Source organism: Roseateles sp. GW821-FHT02E12 (assembly GCF_059421665.1).
Window position 1 is genome coordinate 43,838 of record NZ_JBWKVK010000001.1, and the last position, 14,429, is coordinate 58,266.

Annotated in this window: 17 protein-coding genes; 7 read left to right on the forward strand and 10 right to left on the reverse strand. The window is 71.5% G+C overall.

All coding sequences use genetic code 11. The features are described from left to right. Window positions 1–23 precede the first annotated feature (23 nt). The 4 genes from AC07V5_RS00230 (at window position 24) to AC07V5_RS00245 (ending at window position 3,970) form a co-directional block, all read left to right on the forward strand. Window positions 24–455, forward strand: a complete 432-nt coding sequence (locus AC07V5_RS00230) for a DUF6970 domain-containing protein (RefSeq protein ID WP_495113458.1) — start codon at window positions 24–26, stop codon at window positions 453–455. Window positions 456–546: 91 nt separating this feature from the next. Further along, on the forward strand, window positions 547–954 hold the full coding sequence (locus tag AC07V5_RS00235; protein WP_495113459.1) for an SRPBCC family protein: 408 nt from the start codon (window positions 547–549) through the stop codon (window positions 952–954). 15 nt (window positions 955–969) lie between these two features. After that, window positions 970–1,404: a VOC family protein gene (locus AC07V5_RS00240; RefSeq protein WP_495113460.1), complete on the forward strand. Its 435-nt coding sequence runs from the start codon at window positions 970–972 to the stop codon at window positions 1,402–1,404. 10 nt (window positions 1,405–1,414) lie between these two features. Beyond that, a complete protein-coding gene (locus AC07V5_RS00245; RefSeq protein ID WP_495113461.1) occupies window positions 1,415–3,970 on the forward strand; it encodes a serine/threonine-protein kinase in 2,556 nt (851 codons plus the stop codon). Window positions 3,971–3,982: 12 nt separating this feature from the next. Here the strand turns inward: AC07V5_RS00245 and AC07V5_RS00250 are convergent, their stop codons facing one another. Genes AC07V5_RS00250 through tsaB form a run of 7 tightly spaced genes read right to left on the reverse strand, consistent with a single transcriptional unit; the run spans window position 3,983 to window position 10,601 of the window. Continuing rightward, the gene (locus AC07V5_RS00250; protein ID WP_495113462.1) at window positions 3,983–5,233 is read right to left on the reverse strand and encodes an FCSD flavin-binding domain-containing protein; all 1,251 of its coding nucleotides are present in this window, start codon (window positions 5,231–5,233) and stop codon (window positions 3,983–3,985) included. After that, window positions 5,230–5,520, reverse strand: a complete 291-nt coding sequence (locus AC07V5_RS00255) for a c-type cytochrome (protein ID WP_495113463.1) — start codon at window positions 5,518–5,520, stop codon at window positions 5,230–5,232. Before AC07V5_RS00255 ends, AC07V5_RS00250 begins: the two co-directional genes overlap by 4 nt. 10 nt (window positions 5,521–5,530) lie before the next feature. Beyond that, window positions 5,531–6,610 carry a class I SAM-dependent methyltransferase gene (locus AC07V5_RS00260; RefSeq protein WP_495113464.1) on the reverse strand — a complete coding sequence of 360 codons (1,080 nt, stop codon included), beginning with the start codon at window positions 6,608–6,610 and terminating at the stop codon, window positions 5,531–5,533. Between the two features lie 7 nt (window positions 6,611–6,617). Beyond that, window positions 6,618–8,687, reverse strand: a complete 2,070-nt coding sequence (locus AC07V5_RS00265) for a putative bifunctional diguanylate cyclase/phosphodiesterase (RefSeq protein ID WP_495113465.1) — start codon at window positions 8,685–8,687, stop codon at window positions 6,618–6,620. Then, window positions 8,684–9,442 (reverse strand): uracil-DNA glycosylase, encoded by a 759-nt coding sequence (locus tag AC07V5_RS00270; protein WP_495113466.1) that lies wholly within the window; start codon window positions 9,440–9,442, stop codon window positions 8,684–8,686. The genes AC07V5_RS00265 and AC07V5_RS00270 overlap by 4 nt, the downstream gene beginning before the upstream one ends. Further along, complete coding sequence (rimI, locus tag AC07V5_RS00275; protein WP_495113467.1) at window positions 9,439–9,921, reverse strand: ribosomal protein S18-alanine N-acetyltransferase; 483 nt, start codon at window positions 9,919–9,921, stop codon at window positions 9,439–9,441. Before rimI ends, AC07V5_RS00270 begins: the two co-directional genes overlap by 4 nt. After that, window positions 9,918–10,601 carry a tRNA (adenosine(37)-N6)-threonylcarbamoyltransferase complex dimerization subunit type 1 TsaB gene (gene tsaB, locus AC07V5_RS00280; RefSeq protein ID WP_495113468.1) on the reverse strand — a complete coding sequence of 228 codons (684 nt, stop codon included), beginning with the start codon at window positions 10,599–10,601 and terminating at the stop codon, window positions 9,918–9,920. Before tsaB ends, rimI begins: the two co-directional genes overlap by 4 nt. 38 nt (window positions 10,602–10,639) lie before the next feature. On the opposite strand from tsaB, the gene dacB reads away from it, so the two are divergent. Continuing rightward, window positions 10,640–12,007: a D-alanyl-D-alanine carboxypeptidase/D-alanyl-D-alanine endopeptidase gene (dacB, locus tag AC07V5_RS00285; RefSeq protein WP_495113469.1), complete on the forward strand. Its 1,368-nt coding sequence runs from the start codon at window positions 10,640–10,642 to the stop codon at window positions 12,005–12,007. 15 nt (window positions 12,008–12,022) lie between these two features. On the opposite strand, the gene AC07V5_RS00290 is transcribed toward dacB, so the two are convergent. Together AC07V5_RS00290 and AC07V5_RS00295 are read right to left on the reverse strand one after the other, a co-directional pair. After that, a complete protein-coding gene (locus tag AC07V5_RS00290) occupies window positions 12,023–12,448 on the reverse strand; it encodes an SET domain-containing protein-lysine N-methyltransferase (RefSeq protein WP_495113470.1) in 426 nt (141 codons plus the stop codon). Window positions 12,449–12,482: 34 nt separating this feature from the next. Further along, window positions 12,483–12,983, reverse strand: coding sequence for a TspO/MBR family protein (locus AC07V5_RS00295; protein WP_495113471.1), 501 nt, complete (start codon window positions 12,981–12,983; stop codon window positions 12,483–12,485). Window positions 12,984–13,179: 196 nt separating this feature from the next. Between AC07V5_RS00295 and AC07V5_RS00300 the strand changes: the two genes are divergently transcribed. Further along, entirely contained in the window at window positions 13,180–13,353 is a 174-nt protein-coding gene (locus AC07V5_RS00300) for a hypothetical protein (protein WP_495113472.1), read from the forward strand. A gap of 56 nt (window positions 13,354–13,409) precedes the next feature. On the opposite strand, the gene AC07V5_RS00305 is transcribed toward AC07V5_RS00300, so the two are convergent. Then, window positions 13,410–13,784, reverse strand: coding sequence for a VOC family protein (locus tag AC07V5_RS00305; protein WP_495113473.1), 375 nt, complete (start codon window positions 13,782–13,784; stop codon window positions 13,410–13,412). Between the two features lie 110 nt (window positions 13,785–13,894). Here AC07V5_RS00305 and AC07V5_RS00310 point away from each other — a divergent pair, with 110 nt between their 5' ends. Continuing rightward, window positions 13,895–14,368 (forward strand): Lrp/AsnC family transcriptional regulator, encoded by a 474-nt coding sequence (locus AC07V5_RS00310; RefSeq protein WP_495113474.1) that lies wholly within the window; start codon window positions 13,895–13,897, stop codon window positions 14,366–14,368. The last annotated feature ends 61 nt before the right edge of the window (window positions 14,369–14,429 follow it).

Genomic DNA, 14,429 nt, shown 5'->3' on the forward strand with positions numbered 1-14,429 from the left:
GACCGCATCGATACTGAACCGCCATGCCCAGCTTCAAGCCCACGCCATCCGCTCGCGGGTACGCCGCCGTCGCCGTCACTGCCGGCGTGCTGCTGCTGGGCGGCCTGGCCACCATGGCCAGCCTCGCCAACGAAGTCGTCGCGCCACTGTCCCTCGCCGCGCCCAACCCGGCCATCCGCGAACACATCCGCACCTTCGAGGCGGGCACCGGCCGGTTCAACGTCAACCTGCTCTCCTTCGCGGCACCTGATGGCCAGCCCGTCTACCTTTTCATCTCGGACTGCTGCGACCAGTTCAACCGGCTCTACGACGGCGAGGGCCGCTTCATCTGCGCCCCCTCGGGCGGCTTCGCCGGCTCCGGAGACGGCCAATGCCCGGCCTGGGTCCATGAGATGCGTTCGCGCTCGCTGCGCCTGCCCGCCTCTCGCACCGCACCAACCTGGCCGCCGCGCTGACCGCGGTCGCCACGCGGTTGGAGATGTCCGAATCCGGCCGGTGCGCGCAAGGCGTGCTGGCCAGAATGGGCCATCACTCCCAGGAACAGCCATGGCCTCCATCCACCGCGAAACCGTCGTCGAAGCACCCGCCGCCGCCCTCTGGGACGCGATGCGCGACGTCGGCGCCCTGCACACCCGCCTCGCGCCCGGCTTCATCGCAGACTGCACGATGGACGGCGCCGACGCGCGCCAGATCCGCTTCGCCAACGGGCTGACGGCACGCGAAGTCATCGTCGACATCGATGACCAGGCCCGTCGCGTCGCCTGGTCGGCTGCGGGCGGGCGGCTGACGCATCACAACGCCTCGACGCAAATCTTTGACGAAGGTGGCACGCGCTGCCGCGTCGTCTGGATCGCCGACCTGCTGCCGCACGCGCTGGCCCCGGCCGTCGCCGGCATGATCGAAGACGGACTGCGCGCGATGAAGGCCAATGCGGAGACGGCCAGGCCGGTTTGACGAACAATCGCGGCCATGAAATACCTGCACACCATGGTCCGCGTCGAGAACGTCGACGCCTCGATGCGCTTCTACCGCGACGCCCTCGGCCTGCACGAGGTCAAGCGCTCGGAAAGCGCCGCCGGCCGCTTCACGCTGATCTACCTCGCCGCACCTGGCGACGACGACGCCCAGGTCGAGCTGACCTACAACTGGCCCGATGCCGACGGCAAGGCCGAGGCCTACACCGGTGGCCGCAACTTCGGCCACCTGGCCTACGCGGTGGAAGACATCTACGCCGCCTGCCAGAAGCTGGCGGACCACGGCGTGACGATCAACCGCCCGCCGCGCGACGGTCGCATGGCCTTCGTGCGCTCGCCGGACGGCATCTCCATCGAGCTGCTGCAGGCCGGCCCTGCACTGGCGCCCGCCGAACCCTGGGCGTCCATGCCCAACACCGGCAGCTGGTAATCCTGCCTGCATGGCGCAGGCCGACGACGACAACGACCCCGCAGCGCTGACCGGCCTGCGGCTGGGCGCCTGGGTGCTGTGGCGCCGCATCGGCAGCGGTGGCCTGGGCGACGTCTGGGAAGCCGAGCGCGACGACGGGCTCTACCAGGCCAGCGCCGCCATCAAGCTCTTGCATGGCGACAGCGCCACGCCGGCCATCGCGCGGCGCTTCATGCGCGAGCGGGCAGCGCTGGGCCGCCTCACGCACACCGGCATCGCCGCCCTGCTCGACGCCGGCGTGCAGCCGCCGCACGCCTATCTCGTGCTGGAGCTCGTCGAGGGCCGGCTGCTGGCCGAGCATGCGCGCAGCCTCGACGTGGCCGCACGCGTGGCCCTGCTGCTGAGCGTGGCCGAGGCGGTCGAATACGCCCACGGCCGCCTCGTCGTCCACCGCGACCTCAAGCCCGCCAACGTGATGGTCACAGCAGCGGGCGTGCCCAAGCTGCTGGACTTCGGCCTCGCCGCATCGCCGGGCGAAGACATGCTCGGCGCCCGCGCCGGGCTGACGCCGGGCTATGCCGCGCCCGAGCTCATCACTGACGACGACACCGGCACGGGCGTCGACGTGTTTGCGCTGGGCGTCATGCTGTTCGAGCTGATGACGGGCAGCCTGCCCTTCGGCCACCGCGACGACAGCCGCGTGGGGATGGAGCACGCCGTGCTGCACCAGCCGCCGCGGCGCTTCTCGGCCCTGCTGGCCGCCCCGGCCGACGAACTCGGCCCCGGCCGCCCGCGCGACGCCCGCCGCGCCCGGGGCGACCTGGAAGCCATCGCCGCCAAGGCCCTGAGCAAGCTGCCGGCCGAGCGCTACGTCAGCGTGCATGCCCTCATCGAAGACCTGCGGCGCTGGCAGCAGCAACGCCCCGTTGCGGCCCGGCGCGACCGTGGCTTGCGCCACCGAGGCGTGCTGCTGCTGCGCCGCCATGCGCTGCCCTTCAGCCTGGGCGCCGTGGTGCTGGCCAGCCTGACGGCCGGCATCGTCGCCAGCCGCTGGCAGTGGCGCGAGGCCGAAGCCGCACGCCAGCGCAGCGACAGCGTCACCCGCTTCGTCACCGAACTGCTCGCCGACGGCAGCCGCCCGCGCCGCGGCCCCGCGCCCACGGTGCTGGAACTGCTGGACGACAGCAGCGGCAAGCTCGGCCAGTTCGCCGACGACCCCGCCACACGCCAGCGGCTGCTGGAGGTGCTGTCGCGCACCTACATGGCCCTGAACCGGTTCGACCACGCGCTGCCGCTTGGCGAGCAATGGCTGGCCCTGGCCCGCCAGCAGCATGGCGAGGACGCCGCCCCCGTGCTGCAGGCCCGGCTGAGCCTGGGCCAGGTGCACCAGATCATGGGCAACGACGACGAGGCCATCGCACTGCTGGAGCCCATCGCGGCGCCGCTCGCGCGTCATTTCGGGCCCGACAGCGAGGAGGTGCGCCTGCAGCAGTACAGCCTCGCGGCCGACTACATGCACACCCGGCGCCTGGACGATGCCGAACGAGCCCTGGAGCGCGTGCGCGTGCTGACCGACAAGCTCCACCCTGGCGACGACTACGAACGGGCCGACTACGCGCAGAACCTCGGCGTGCTGCGCCAGCGCCAGGGCCGCCTGGCCGAAGCGCTGGAGCTGACGCGCCAGACCCAGCCGCTGTGGACCAGCACCGACCCGCGGCTGACCCTGCCCGTGCTGGTGCTGCGCCACAGCGAGATTTCCATGCTGACGCTGAACGCGCTGTTCGACGGCATCGATGCACGCGCCGGCCCGCTGCTGGCCGACATCCGCAGCAAGCTCGGCCCCGGCAACGACCTCGGCCTGCAAGCCGCCAACGGCTGGGCGGAGGCGCTGCAGCTCCAGGGCCGGCACGCCGACGAGGTGCGCACCCGGCAGGCGTTGCTGGATGGCGCCCGCGCCGACGGCCTGGCGCCGGACTCGCTGCTGAACTACCGTGCCGAGCTGCTGTTCGCCCAGGCGCGCATCGGCAGGCCTGACCTGGCCGGCATGCGCGCCCTGGTGGCCGAGGCTGCCGCGCTTGACGGCGGCCCGCGCGGCCGCTGCCTGTTGCTGGTGGCCGATGCCGCCCTGGCAGCGGGCCACCTCGGCCTGGCCGCCGAAGCCGTGCAGCATGTGCGCGCCAAGCCCCTGTCGGCCTCACTCGCCATGCCCGGCAGCCGGCTCGCCAGGGTCGAAGGCCGGCTGGCCCGCGCCCAGGGCGACCTGGGCCGCAGCGCCGAACTGCTGGGCCAGGTGCGCGGCATCGGCCGCGTGCACGCGTGGGCATACCGCATCGACGCCACGCTAACCGCGGTGCTGCAGGGCTCGCCCGAGGCCGCCAACCTGCTGGCCCAGGCTCGCCAGGTGCGGCCCACCAACCTGCCCGACGGCCACCCACTCGACCTCGTCACCCGCTGGCTGCAGGCCCGCCTCACCGCCGGCCGCGACGACGATCCGGCCGTGCGCGCCGCCTGGGCGCCACTGGCCGCCGCGCGTGGGCCGGGCGCGCCGGCGCCAACGCTGGGCAACCTGGGCGGGTTGCTGCCCTAGCTCCCCAACTCCCTAACTCCACAGAGCCAGGGTGTCGGCCCAGATGTTCTCGGCCCAGGCCAGCGCGATCGTGCCCTCGGCGGCACTCGCGGTGGGGGACACACCGCCCGCGCCGGGCACCGTCTTCATCGTCTTCTCCACCGCGTCGTACCGGTGGACGGACGCGACATGCATGGCCTCGGCCGGCGTGACGAAGCTGTAGCAGGTGTTCATCACCACCGGCGTCGGGTTCACGGCCTCGCCCTTCAGCAACTGCAGCACGGCCGCCGCGGCGAGCTTGGCCTGCTGGTTGGCGAGATGGCCCGACTTGGGCATGCCCGGCGCCGAGAAGATCGCGTCGCCGACGACGTGCACGCCCGGCTGGCCTTGAGCCTGCATCGTCAGCCAGTCGATGCCGACCCAGCGGCCGTTCACGTTGGCGAAGTCGCGTGCGAGGTCACCGGCGCGCTGCGGCGGGATCAGGTTGAGCACGTCGGCCTTCACGTTCTCGAACTCGAAGCGCGCCACGCCGCCCGCCACTTCCTTGAGCTCGGCATTCGGCCGGTACTCCAGCACGCCCGCGTGGTGTTGCGCAAAGGCCCGCTCGAACAGCGCCTTCTTGCTCTGGATCTCGGGGTTGGCGTCCAGCACCAGCAGCTTGGCGCGCGGCTTGGTGCGGCGCAGGTAGGACGCGATCAGGCAGGCGCGCTCGTAGGGCCCCGGCGGGCAGCGGTAGGGCGACTTGGGAATGCTCATCAGCACGACGCCGCCGTCCGGCATGTCCTGCAATTGGCGGCGCAGCGCCAGCGTCTGCGCGCCGGCCTTCCAGGCATGCACGGCGCGGCCGCTGTCGAAGGCGGCGGCAAGGCCGGGGATGGCGTCGAGCATGAAGTCGATACCGGGCGCGAGGATGAGGCGATCCCAGGCCATCGTGCTGCGGTCAGCCAGGCGCAGCGTCTTGGCCGCGGGGTCGATGCCCACGACCTCGCCGCGCACGCGCTTCACGCCCTGCGCCTCCAGGCCCGCATAGCCGTGGCCGATGCTCATCGCGTCACGCGCGCCGGCAATGACGAGGTTGGACATCGGGCAGGAGATGAAGCCTTCGTTGCGCTCCACCAGCGTCACGTCGATGGCCGCGCCGCCCCAGAGCTTCAGGTAGCGCGCCGCCGTCGCCCCACCAAAGCCGCCACCCACGACGACGACGCGGCCCAGCGCGGGCGGCGGCGTCGCGCAGCCCGCAAGCGCAAGGCCACTGGCCGCGATCAACTGGCGCCGCGCGATCATGGCTTGGCCTGCGCGGCAAAGTAGGCCGCAACGAGGCGCAGCTGCTCCTCGGTGTAGCCCTTGGCGATCTGCGGCATGACGGTGCCCGGCTGGCGGCCGCTGCGGTAATCGGCCAGCAGTTCCAGCATGACCTCGGCCTTCATGCCGGCCAGCGGCGGCATCACCTGGCCGCGCGGGCGGCCGTTGGTGCCGTGGCAGTTCGCGCAGGTGGCCGCGAGGCTGCGGCCGACGTTGAGGTCTTGTGCCAACGCGGGCGCGCAGAGCAGCAGCAGAAACCAGGCCTTCATCGACAACTCCTCAGAGCTTGTGCGAGCGGTCTCCGCGTTCAAACCCCAGCGCGTCAAAAGGCGCGTTCAGCGGCGCGAAGCCGATCACCTTGAACAGCTCGCCCATCTCGTGCTCGGCCAGCAGGCGGTGGGCCATGGCGCGCTCACCGAGACTCGCGCCGCCCAGCAGATCGGCGATGCCGCAGTTGAGCAGGAAATTGGCCTGGCTGGTATAGCCCAGCACGACAAGGCCCGCGTCCTGGCCGGCCAATGCGATGCCGGTGAAATTGATGTGGGCGGTGATGTCCTTGTCGCCCACCGCCACCAGCGGATCGGCGTCGGCCATGTGCGCCTGGTGGCACATCAGCGTGCCGCCGCGGCGCTGCGGGTGGTAGTACTCGGCCTCGGGGAAACCGTAGTCGATGAAGAAGGCCGCGCCGCGCTTGAGCGTGCGGGCCAACGTGGCGATGAAGGCTTCGGCCTGCGGGTGGATCTCGGTGACGGTGCCGGGCACCAGGCCCGTCTCCAGCGGCGGGCGCAGCATGGTGTCGCGGTCTTCGAAGACGAAGCCCTCGCCTGCCGAAATGACGCCGCGCTCGCGCCAGACCTGGCCGTCGAAGGCGACCAGCTGCACCGGCATCGCATCCAGCACCTCGTTGCCGATGACGACGGCTTCCAGCTCGGGCGGCAGTGCGTCCAGCCATTCGACGCGATCACCCCAGTGCGCGAGCCGCTCGCGCTGGCGTTCGCGCAGGTCGGCCGAGAGCTCGACGATGCGGTAGCGCGCCAGGCCGGCGTCCAGCGCATCCAGCTCGGCGATGAGCTGGGCGGCCAGCGCGCCCGAGCCGGCGCCGAACTCGATGACGTCGCGGCAGCCGCTGGCGTCCATGGCCTGCTTGAGCTGGCGCGCCAGCGCACGGCCGAACAGCGGCGACATTTCCGGCGCCGTGACGAAGTCGGAGCCTTCGCTGGGCATCTGGCCGAACTTGCGCCGGCCGCCGGCGTAATAGCCCAGACCCGGCGCGTACAACGCCATGCTCATGAAGCGGTCGAACGGCAGCCAGCCGCCGTTGCCGCCGATCTCGGCGTGGATCTTTTCGACAAGGCTCATCGTGCGCTCATCGGGCCTTGACCCAGGCTTCGAACTCGGCCACCGGCATCGGCGCGCCGACCAGTTCGCCCTGGAACTGCTGGCAACCCCAGCCCGCCAGCAGCTGCCACTGCGCGGCGCTGCGCACGCCTTCCGCCGTCACCGTGAGGCCCAGCCCCACCGCCATCTGCACGATGGCCCGCGTGATGGCCTGGGCGCCGACGTCGTCGGGCAGGCGGGCAACAAAGCTCTGGTCGATCTTGAGCTTGTCCAGCGGCAGTTCGGTGAGATGAGCCAGCGAGGTGTAGCCGGTGCCGAAGTCGTCCACCGACACCGTCAGCCCCAAGGCGCGCAGCTGGGCCAGCGTGGCCGGCGCGTGCTCGATGTCTTCGATGAGCATGCGCTCGGTCAGCTCCAGCTCCAGCCACTGCCCCTTGGCGCCGGAGTCGGCCAGCACGCGCTTGACCGTGTCGGCAAAGCCGTCGAGGTTGAACTGCATGCGCGACAGGTTGACGGCGATGCGCATCGGGCCGTGGCCCTGGGTCAGCCCCTTCTCGCGCCAGCGCCGCGCCGTGGCGGCCGCCTCGCGCATCACCCACTCACCCAGCGCGAGCATCAGGCGGTGCCGCTCGGCCACAAAGATGAAGGCATCCGGCGCTAGCAGGCCACGCTGCGGGTGGCGCCAGCGCAGCAGGGCCTCGGCGCCGGAGAGCTGGCCGGTCGTCGCCTCGACCTGGGGCTGGAAGAAGAGCTCGAACTCGTTGCGCGTCAGGGCCTGCGCCAGCTCGTCCTCCAGCACGAGGTCGCGCAGGGCCGTCTCGGCCAGCGCCGGCTCGAAGAACTGATAGGTCGCGCGTCCGCGCGCTTTCGCGCGGTACATGGCCGTGTCGGCGTGCTGGATGAGGTCTTCCGCCAGCCGGCCATCGTCCGGGTACACGGCTACACCGATGGACGGCGTGACGGACAGCGCGCGGCCGTCGGCCTTGACGGGCACCTCGACGACCGACAGCAGCGCCTCCAGCACGACGACGATGTCGGCGCGGCTCTCCAGGTCGCTCAGCAGCACGACGAACTCGTCGCCGCCGAAACGGCCCACCAGGTCGCTGCCGCGCAGCGCGCCGACGAGCCGCTCGGACACCGTCGTCAGCACCTGGTCGCCTTCGAGATGACCCAGCGAGTCGTTGACACGCTTGAAGTTGTCCAGGTCGATGAACAGCAGGGCCAGCATCTCGCCCTTGCGCTCGGCGCGCTTCATCAGCAGCGCCATGCGGTCCATGAAGGCCGGGCGATTGAGCAGGCCGGTCAGGCCGTCGTGGTGGGCGAGGTGCTGGATGCGGGCCTCGCTGGCGAGGCGGTCGCGGATGTCGCGCACGATGGTCATGCGCAGCTTCTCGCCGTCGCGCTCCAGCGTGCGCACGATGAACTCGACCGGGATGCGCGTGCCGTCCTTGTGCATGACGGCCGTCTCGTAGCGCACCTCGCGGCCCAGGCGCATGACTTCCTTGACCTTGGGCAGCTCGTCCTCGGCGATGAAGGACAGCACATGCCGGCCGACCATCTCCTCCAGCGTGTAGCCCACCAGCTCGCAGCAGGGCGGGTTCACGTCGGTGGTGATGCCGTCCTTGTGGAACAGGATGCCCTCCACCGTGGCCTGCATGAACTTGTCCAGCCGCGCCTGCGACTCACGCACCTGGCGCTCGGCCAGGCGGTACTTGGTGATGTCGTTGATGAGCACGCAGCTCGCCACCGGCTCGCCATCGGCGCCGAGCTGGGGGATGAGGTGGACCTCGATCCAGCGGGGCGTGCCGTCCGGCTGGGGCAGCTCGCGCTCGTAGCTGACGGCCACGCGCTCGGACAGCACGCGGTCGACCGAGGGCTGGATCAGCGCCACCGCCTCGGGGCCGATGATCTCGGCAAAGGTCTTGCCGAGGATGCCGGCTTCGGTCAGCCCGAAGGCCTCGGCATAGCCGCGGTTGGCGAACAGGCAGACCTGGGTCTTGGCGTCGTAGAGAGCGATCCAGGCCGGCAGGTAGTCGGCCAGCAGCTTGAAGCGCGCGGCCTCGGTCGCATACCCCGTGATGTCGACAGGTGCGGTCATGTTCCTGCCGTCCTGCGGGCCAGGCACAGATCGTCCCAGGCGCCCGCCTTGTCGGTGGGTGAACGCAGCAGGTAGGCCGGCGGGTAGGTCACCACGACGGGCAGGCCGCGCCAGGTGTGCACGCGCCCGCGCAGCTTGCCCAGCGGCTCGGCCAGCCCCGGCTGGCCGATCAATCGGCGTGCCGCCTGCAGGCCCATGGCCAGCACGAGGCGGGGTTGCAGCAGCTCGACCTGCCGGGCCAGCACGGCCTCGCAGGCATCGAACTCGGCCGGTTGCGGTGCCCGGCCGCGCGGCGGGCGGCACTTGACGATGGGCGTCACGAAGGCGGTGGCCTCGTCACCCGTGCGGCGCTGGCCGGCGGCGAGCAGCATGCGGTCCAGCAGGCGGCCCGCGTCGCCAACGAGGGCCTCGCCGGCCGTGTCGTCGGCCTCGTCCGGCGGGTCGGTGACGACCAGCCACTGCGCTTGCCGCAGCGCACCGTTGCCGAAGACGGCATTGCGGCGCTGCTCGCACAGCCCGCAGGCGCGGCAGGTGGACACGGCCTCGCGCAGCGCGGGGAAGCCGAGGCCCGAGAAGCCCGACGGCGCCACAGGTGCCACCACGCGCACGACAACCGGCGGCGGTGCGGCGACGACGATGGGTTCGGGCTCGGCCTCGATGACATCAGCAGCTGCCTCGGCAGCCACCACAGTCGCAGCCGGAAGCCGGAACCCCATCTCGGCCAGCATGGCCCGTTGGCGCGCATCCCAGCTCATAGATCGACCATCAGGCTCATCAGGACGGCGTCTTCACGCGGCCCCTGCTGCACCGGGTAATAGGCGCGGCGCTTGCCGACCTCGGTAAAGCCGTAGCGGCGGTAGACCTCGCGAGCACGTTCGTTGCCGACGCGCACCTCCAGCCACAGCTGGGTCAGGCCACGGCGGCGGCATTCGATCACCAGCCGGTCCAGCATGGCGACGGCCAGGCCCCGCCCCTGCCAGGCCGGCACGACGGTGATATTGAGCAGATGCATCTCGTCCACGCCCGGCATGGCCAGCCAGTAGCCCAGCAGCTCGGCACGCGACCCGCGCAGCACCTCGGCCGGGTAGGCCGCTGCCAGCGAGTCGACGAAGTTGCCGTGCGTCCACGGCACCGGGTAGGCCTGGCGCTCGACCGCGATGATCTCGGTCACGTCGGGCACCCGCATCGGCGCGGCCTCGAAGGGCGGCAGGCTGCGTTCCAGCAGGGCGCTCATTTCTTCAGCTCCCGCTCGGCTGTTGTCAGCGCCACCTTGTCGCGCACGTAGACGGGCAGGGCTTCGGCGGCATCGCGCGTCTCGCTGCGTTGCCACGCCGCCAGGGCCAGCGCACCCAGTGCCTCGGCGCGCGAGCGCGCCTGGGGCCAGGCGCGCGGCAAGGTGCCCAGCGCCGCGGCGTACTCGGTCAGCGCCGTGCCGGCCGCGGCGACCGGTTCGCCCCAGTGGGCGGCCAGGGCCTCGGGCGCGTAGAGCGCCGGCGCCTCGACGACTTGCCAACCGCCAGCCGCCCAGCGGTAGTGGGCCGCATAGATCTCGCCGATGCGCGCATCCATGGCCACCCAGACGTCGTCACCCGCGCCTTGAGCGCGCGCGTCCTCGGCCACCAGCATCAGGCTGTCGATGGCCAGCACGGGCTTGGACAGGCCGAAGGCCAGACCTTGAGCGACGGCACAGGCCGTGCGCAGGCCGGTGAAGGCGCCGGGGCCCTGGCCGAAGGCGATGGCGTCCAGATCGTCCATGGCGAGGCCGGCGCCGGCCAGCAAGGCCTTGACCTCGGGCAGCATGCGCGCCGAGGCCTGGGCGCCGCCCGCGGCCTCGAAAACTTTCGTCTGCCCGGATGTCACGATGGCCAGGGCCATCGTGTCGGTCGAGCTGTCGAGAGCCAGGAGAGAGGGCATCGGACCAGTGTAACTTTCGGGTCATGAGCAAAAGGGCTGTGGGACTGCTGTTGGCGGGGCTGATTTCGGGAGCGGGCGCGGACGTGCTGCCCCTGTCGGTGCAGGTCGCGTTACGGCAGGCCCAGTTGCCGCCGACGGCCCTCGGCGTCGTCGTGCAGGCACTGGACGAACCCCGCCCGCGCCTGGCCTGGCAGGCCACCACGCCGCTGAACCCGGCCTCGCTGACCAAGCTCGTCACCAGCATGGCCGCGCTGGACACGCTGGGCCCGGCCTGGCAATGGCAGACGCCGGTGTGGCTGACCGAGGACGGTGGCCTGGCCCTGCAGGGCAGCGGCGACCCGCGGCTGTCCACCGAGCGCCTGTGGGCCGGGCTCAGGCGGCTGGGCGTGACAGAGCTGCGCGGCCCGCTGCGCCTGGACCGCAGCGCCTTCACGCCCGGTGCCGCCGAGCCCGGCGACTTCGACGGCGAGCCCTGGCGCGTCGGCAACGCCCAGCCCGAGGCCTTGCTGCTGAATGCCAAGGCGGTGAGCTACACGATCCGCATCGAGGGCGTGCAGGCCCGCATCACCGCCGACCCGCCTCTGGACCCGCCCCAGACCGTGCCGACGACCTCCGCCCCCTGCGGCGACTGGCGCGGTGCACTGAAGCTGCTGTGGGCGCCGGGCCAGCGCCCGCGCTTTACAGGCAACTTTCCCGCGGCCTGCGGCGAGCAGACCTGGACGCTGGCCGACCCCGACCCGGCCACCTACCCGGCCCGGCTGCTGACGCTGCTGCTGCGCGACGCCGGCATCACCTGGCGCGGCGAAACAACAGTCGATGCCCCACCCCCGCTCGCCGCGCCGACGCTGTTCTGGCCTGGCCCGACGCTGGCCGAGGCGCTGCGCGACATGAACAAGTTCAGCAGCAACCTGATCGCCCAGCAGGTGTTGCTCAGCACCGCCCGCGCAGGCGGCGTGCCCGCGCCCTCACCCGACACGGCCGCGGTCTGGCTGCAGGCCTGGCTGGACGCGCATGCCGGCACCGCGCCGCCAACCCGCGTCGTCAACGGCTCGGGCCTGGCCCGCGAGACGCGGCTCAGCCCGGGCCAACTGGCTGCACTGCTGCGCTGGGGCTGGGGCCAGCCGTGGATGCCCGAGCTGCTGGCCTCGCTGCCGGTGGCGGGGCTGGACGGCACGCTGTCACGCCAGCCGGGGCGCTTCGGCGCGGCGGCGGGGCGCGCGCATCTCAAGACTGGCTCGCTGCGCGACGTCGTCGCGCTGGCCGGCATCGTCGATGCCCCGTCGGGCAAGCGCTGGGTGCTGGTGGCGGTGATCAACCACCCGCAGGCTCAAGGCGCCCGCGGCGTGCTGGACGCGCTGCTGCGCTGGGTGGCGCAGGACGCGCCGGAAGCCAAGGCGGCGCAATAGGCGCAACAAGCGCGATCAGGCCGCGTAGGGCTCGATGCCCATGTTGGTGAACCAGGTGTCGCGCTCCGACTCGTGCCCGCCGCCGACGGCGTTGTAGTTCACCGTCAGCTCTTCATCCGCGGCGATGTCGCGGATGGCCACGAAGCGCAGCACCCGGGCCTCGGCATCCGCCTCGTAGCGCATGTTGGCCGGGTTCTCGTGGTTGTACATGCTGCCGTAGCCCAACGCGAGGCAGTGGCCGCTCGTGGTGTTGGCAAGCACGCCCCAGTTGAAGAGCAGCTTGCGGACCTCCTCGGGCACCGAAGCGTGGGTCCCGGAGAACAGCACGACGGGACAGGCCTCGACGGTCTCCCCTGAAGCGTGCGCGCGCGAGGCGTAGGCACCGCGGCCTTTGGAGGTGCCGGTGTCCTTGATGTAAACGCTGGGGGAGGAGATGGTCATGCGGGGATTCTCTGCGCCCCGCGCAAACCAGGGCCTACAGCAGCTGCGGGTTGCCCCGCCAGACCGCCCAGGTCAGCGCCGATGCGAAGCCCACCCAGGCGATGTAGGGCAGCAGCAGCACGCTCGCCGCGCGGCGGATGGGCCAGAAGGCAGCGGCCGTCATGACGACGAGGGCGAGCAGCGCCAGCACGCCGATGAAGGCCAGCGCGCCGTCGTGCCAGGCGAAGAACAGCCAGGACCACAACGCATTCGCCCCGAGCTGCAGCAGGAAAAGGCCCAGCGCCTTGCCCCGCTCCGCGGCGCCCTGCTCGCGCCACACCAGCCAGGCCGCAACGGCCATCAGCAGATAAAGCACCGACCAGACCGGTCCGAACACAGCCGCTGGCGGCGCCCAGGCCGGCTTGGCGAGCTGGCCATAGAAAGTGGGCGCGTTGCTGGTGGCGGCGGCCCCCAGCGCGGCGGCAATGAACACGACGGCCAGCCAGGCCAGCAGCGCGAGGGCCTGCTGCGGCGTGGAGCGGTGGGACAGCTGCATGGCCTTGTCTCCGGCGTGGGGGTTGCCGTGACGATAGCCGGGCCGGCCGCGCATCTGGCGCCGGCGCAAGCCCGCAAAGCCGGTAGGAGGCCGCCTACCGTCACCCTGACCGGCGTCCGACCGCCCGCGGCAAGCCGCGCCACTAGAGTGATCCGACAGGATGGGGCTTGGCGCTCCATCGACGCCAGGAGACACCATGTCGTTCGCGCTCTACATCCTCGGGCTCGCCGTGCTGCTGGGCGGCATTGCGTGGGCCTTGATCACGGCGGGCCTCGCCGTCACCTACGTCGCCATCGCCTGCCTCATCGTGGCTGGCATCGGCATCATGATGGCGGTGTCCCGCACGCGGGCCAAGGATCCTCCGGCCTGAATGGCCGGGCGAGAGCCAGGATCGCGTCGGCAACGGGTGGAACCCGCCGCCGGGTATCAGCTCGCGTTCGTCAGCACCTCGATCCTGTGGCCGTCCAGGTCGTGGAACATCGCGCCGAAATAGGTGTCGCTGATGTCGGGCCGCAGCCGGGGCGAGAAGATGTCGCGTGCGCTCGCCGCCAGCGCGGCCTCGTGCATCGCCGCCACCGCGTCGCGCCCGGGTGCGCCCATCGCCACGTGCGCGCCGCGCGCGGCCACGGTCTCGCCCTCGGGCACGGGGTAGAGGAAGAAGCACCACCGCTCGGGCGTACCGAAGGCGGCTTCGGCGCCGGTGTCGCGCAGCAGTTGCAAGCCCAGCGGCGCAAGCACGCGGCTGTAGAAGGTCACCGCGTCGGCATAGCGCTGCGTGCCCAGGGAAACATGGTCGATCATCGAAAGGGGCTCCAGGTCCAGAGCGCCCATGCTAGGCAGCCCACCGCGACGATTTGCGGCAAGATGCGCCGCCCGCACGCCGTTCGGCCGCAATTTGATCCTCGCTTCCCATGCCCGAGCTCGACCGCTTCGACCGCCAGTTGCTGAACCTCGTGCAGCAGGACGCCGCCCTGACCGCCGAGCAGCTGGCCGAGCAGGTCAGCCTGTCGCCGTCGGCCATCCAGCGCCGGCTCAAGCGCCTGCGCGAGCAAGGTGTCATCACGCGCCAGGTTGCCGTGCTCGACCCCGCCCAGGTCGGCCGGCCCATGTCTTTCATCGCCTCGGTGCAGCTGGACAGCGAGCGCGCTGACCAGATGGCCGGGCTGCGCGCCTGGATCGCCGGCCAGCCCCAGGTGCAGCAGGCCTTCTACGTGACCGGCGAGGCCGACTTCATCCTCGTCGTTACCGCCGCCGATGCCGAGGCCTACGAGGCGCTGATGGCCAGCCTGCTGGCCGACAACCCCAACGTGAAGCGCTACACGACGAGCGTCGCGATGAGCGTGCTCAAGCGCGGGCTGGCGCTGCCGGTGCCGCTGGACGGCTGAAGCCGCCGTTCACGCCATTCATGTCATCGGGCCGGCCGTTCGCCCGCTCGGGTGGCCAGCC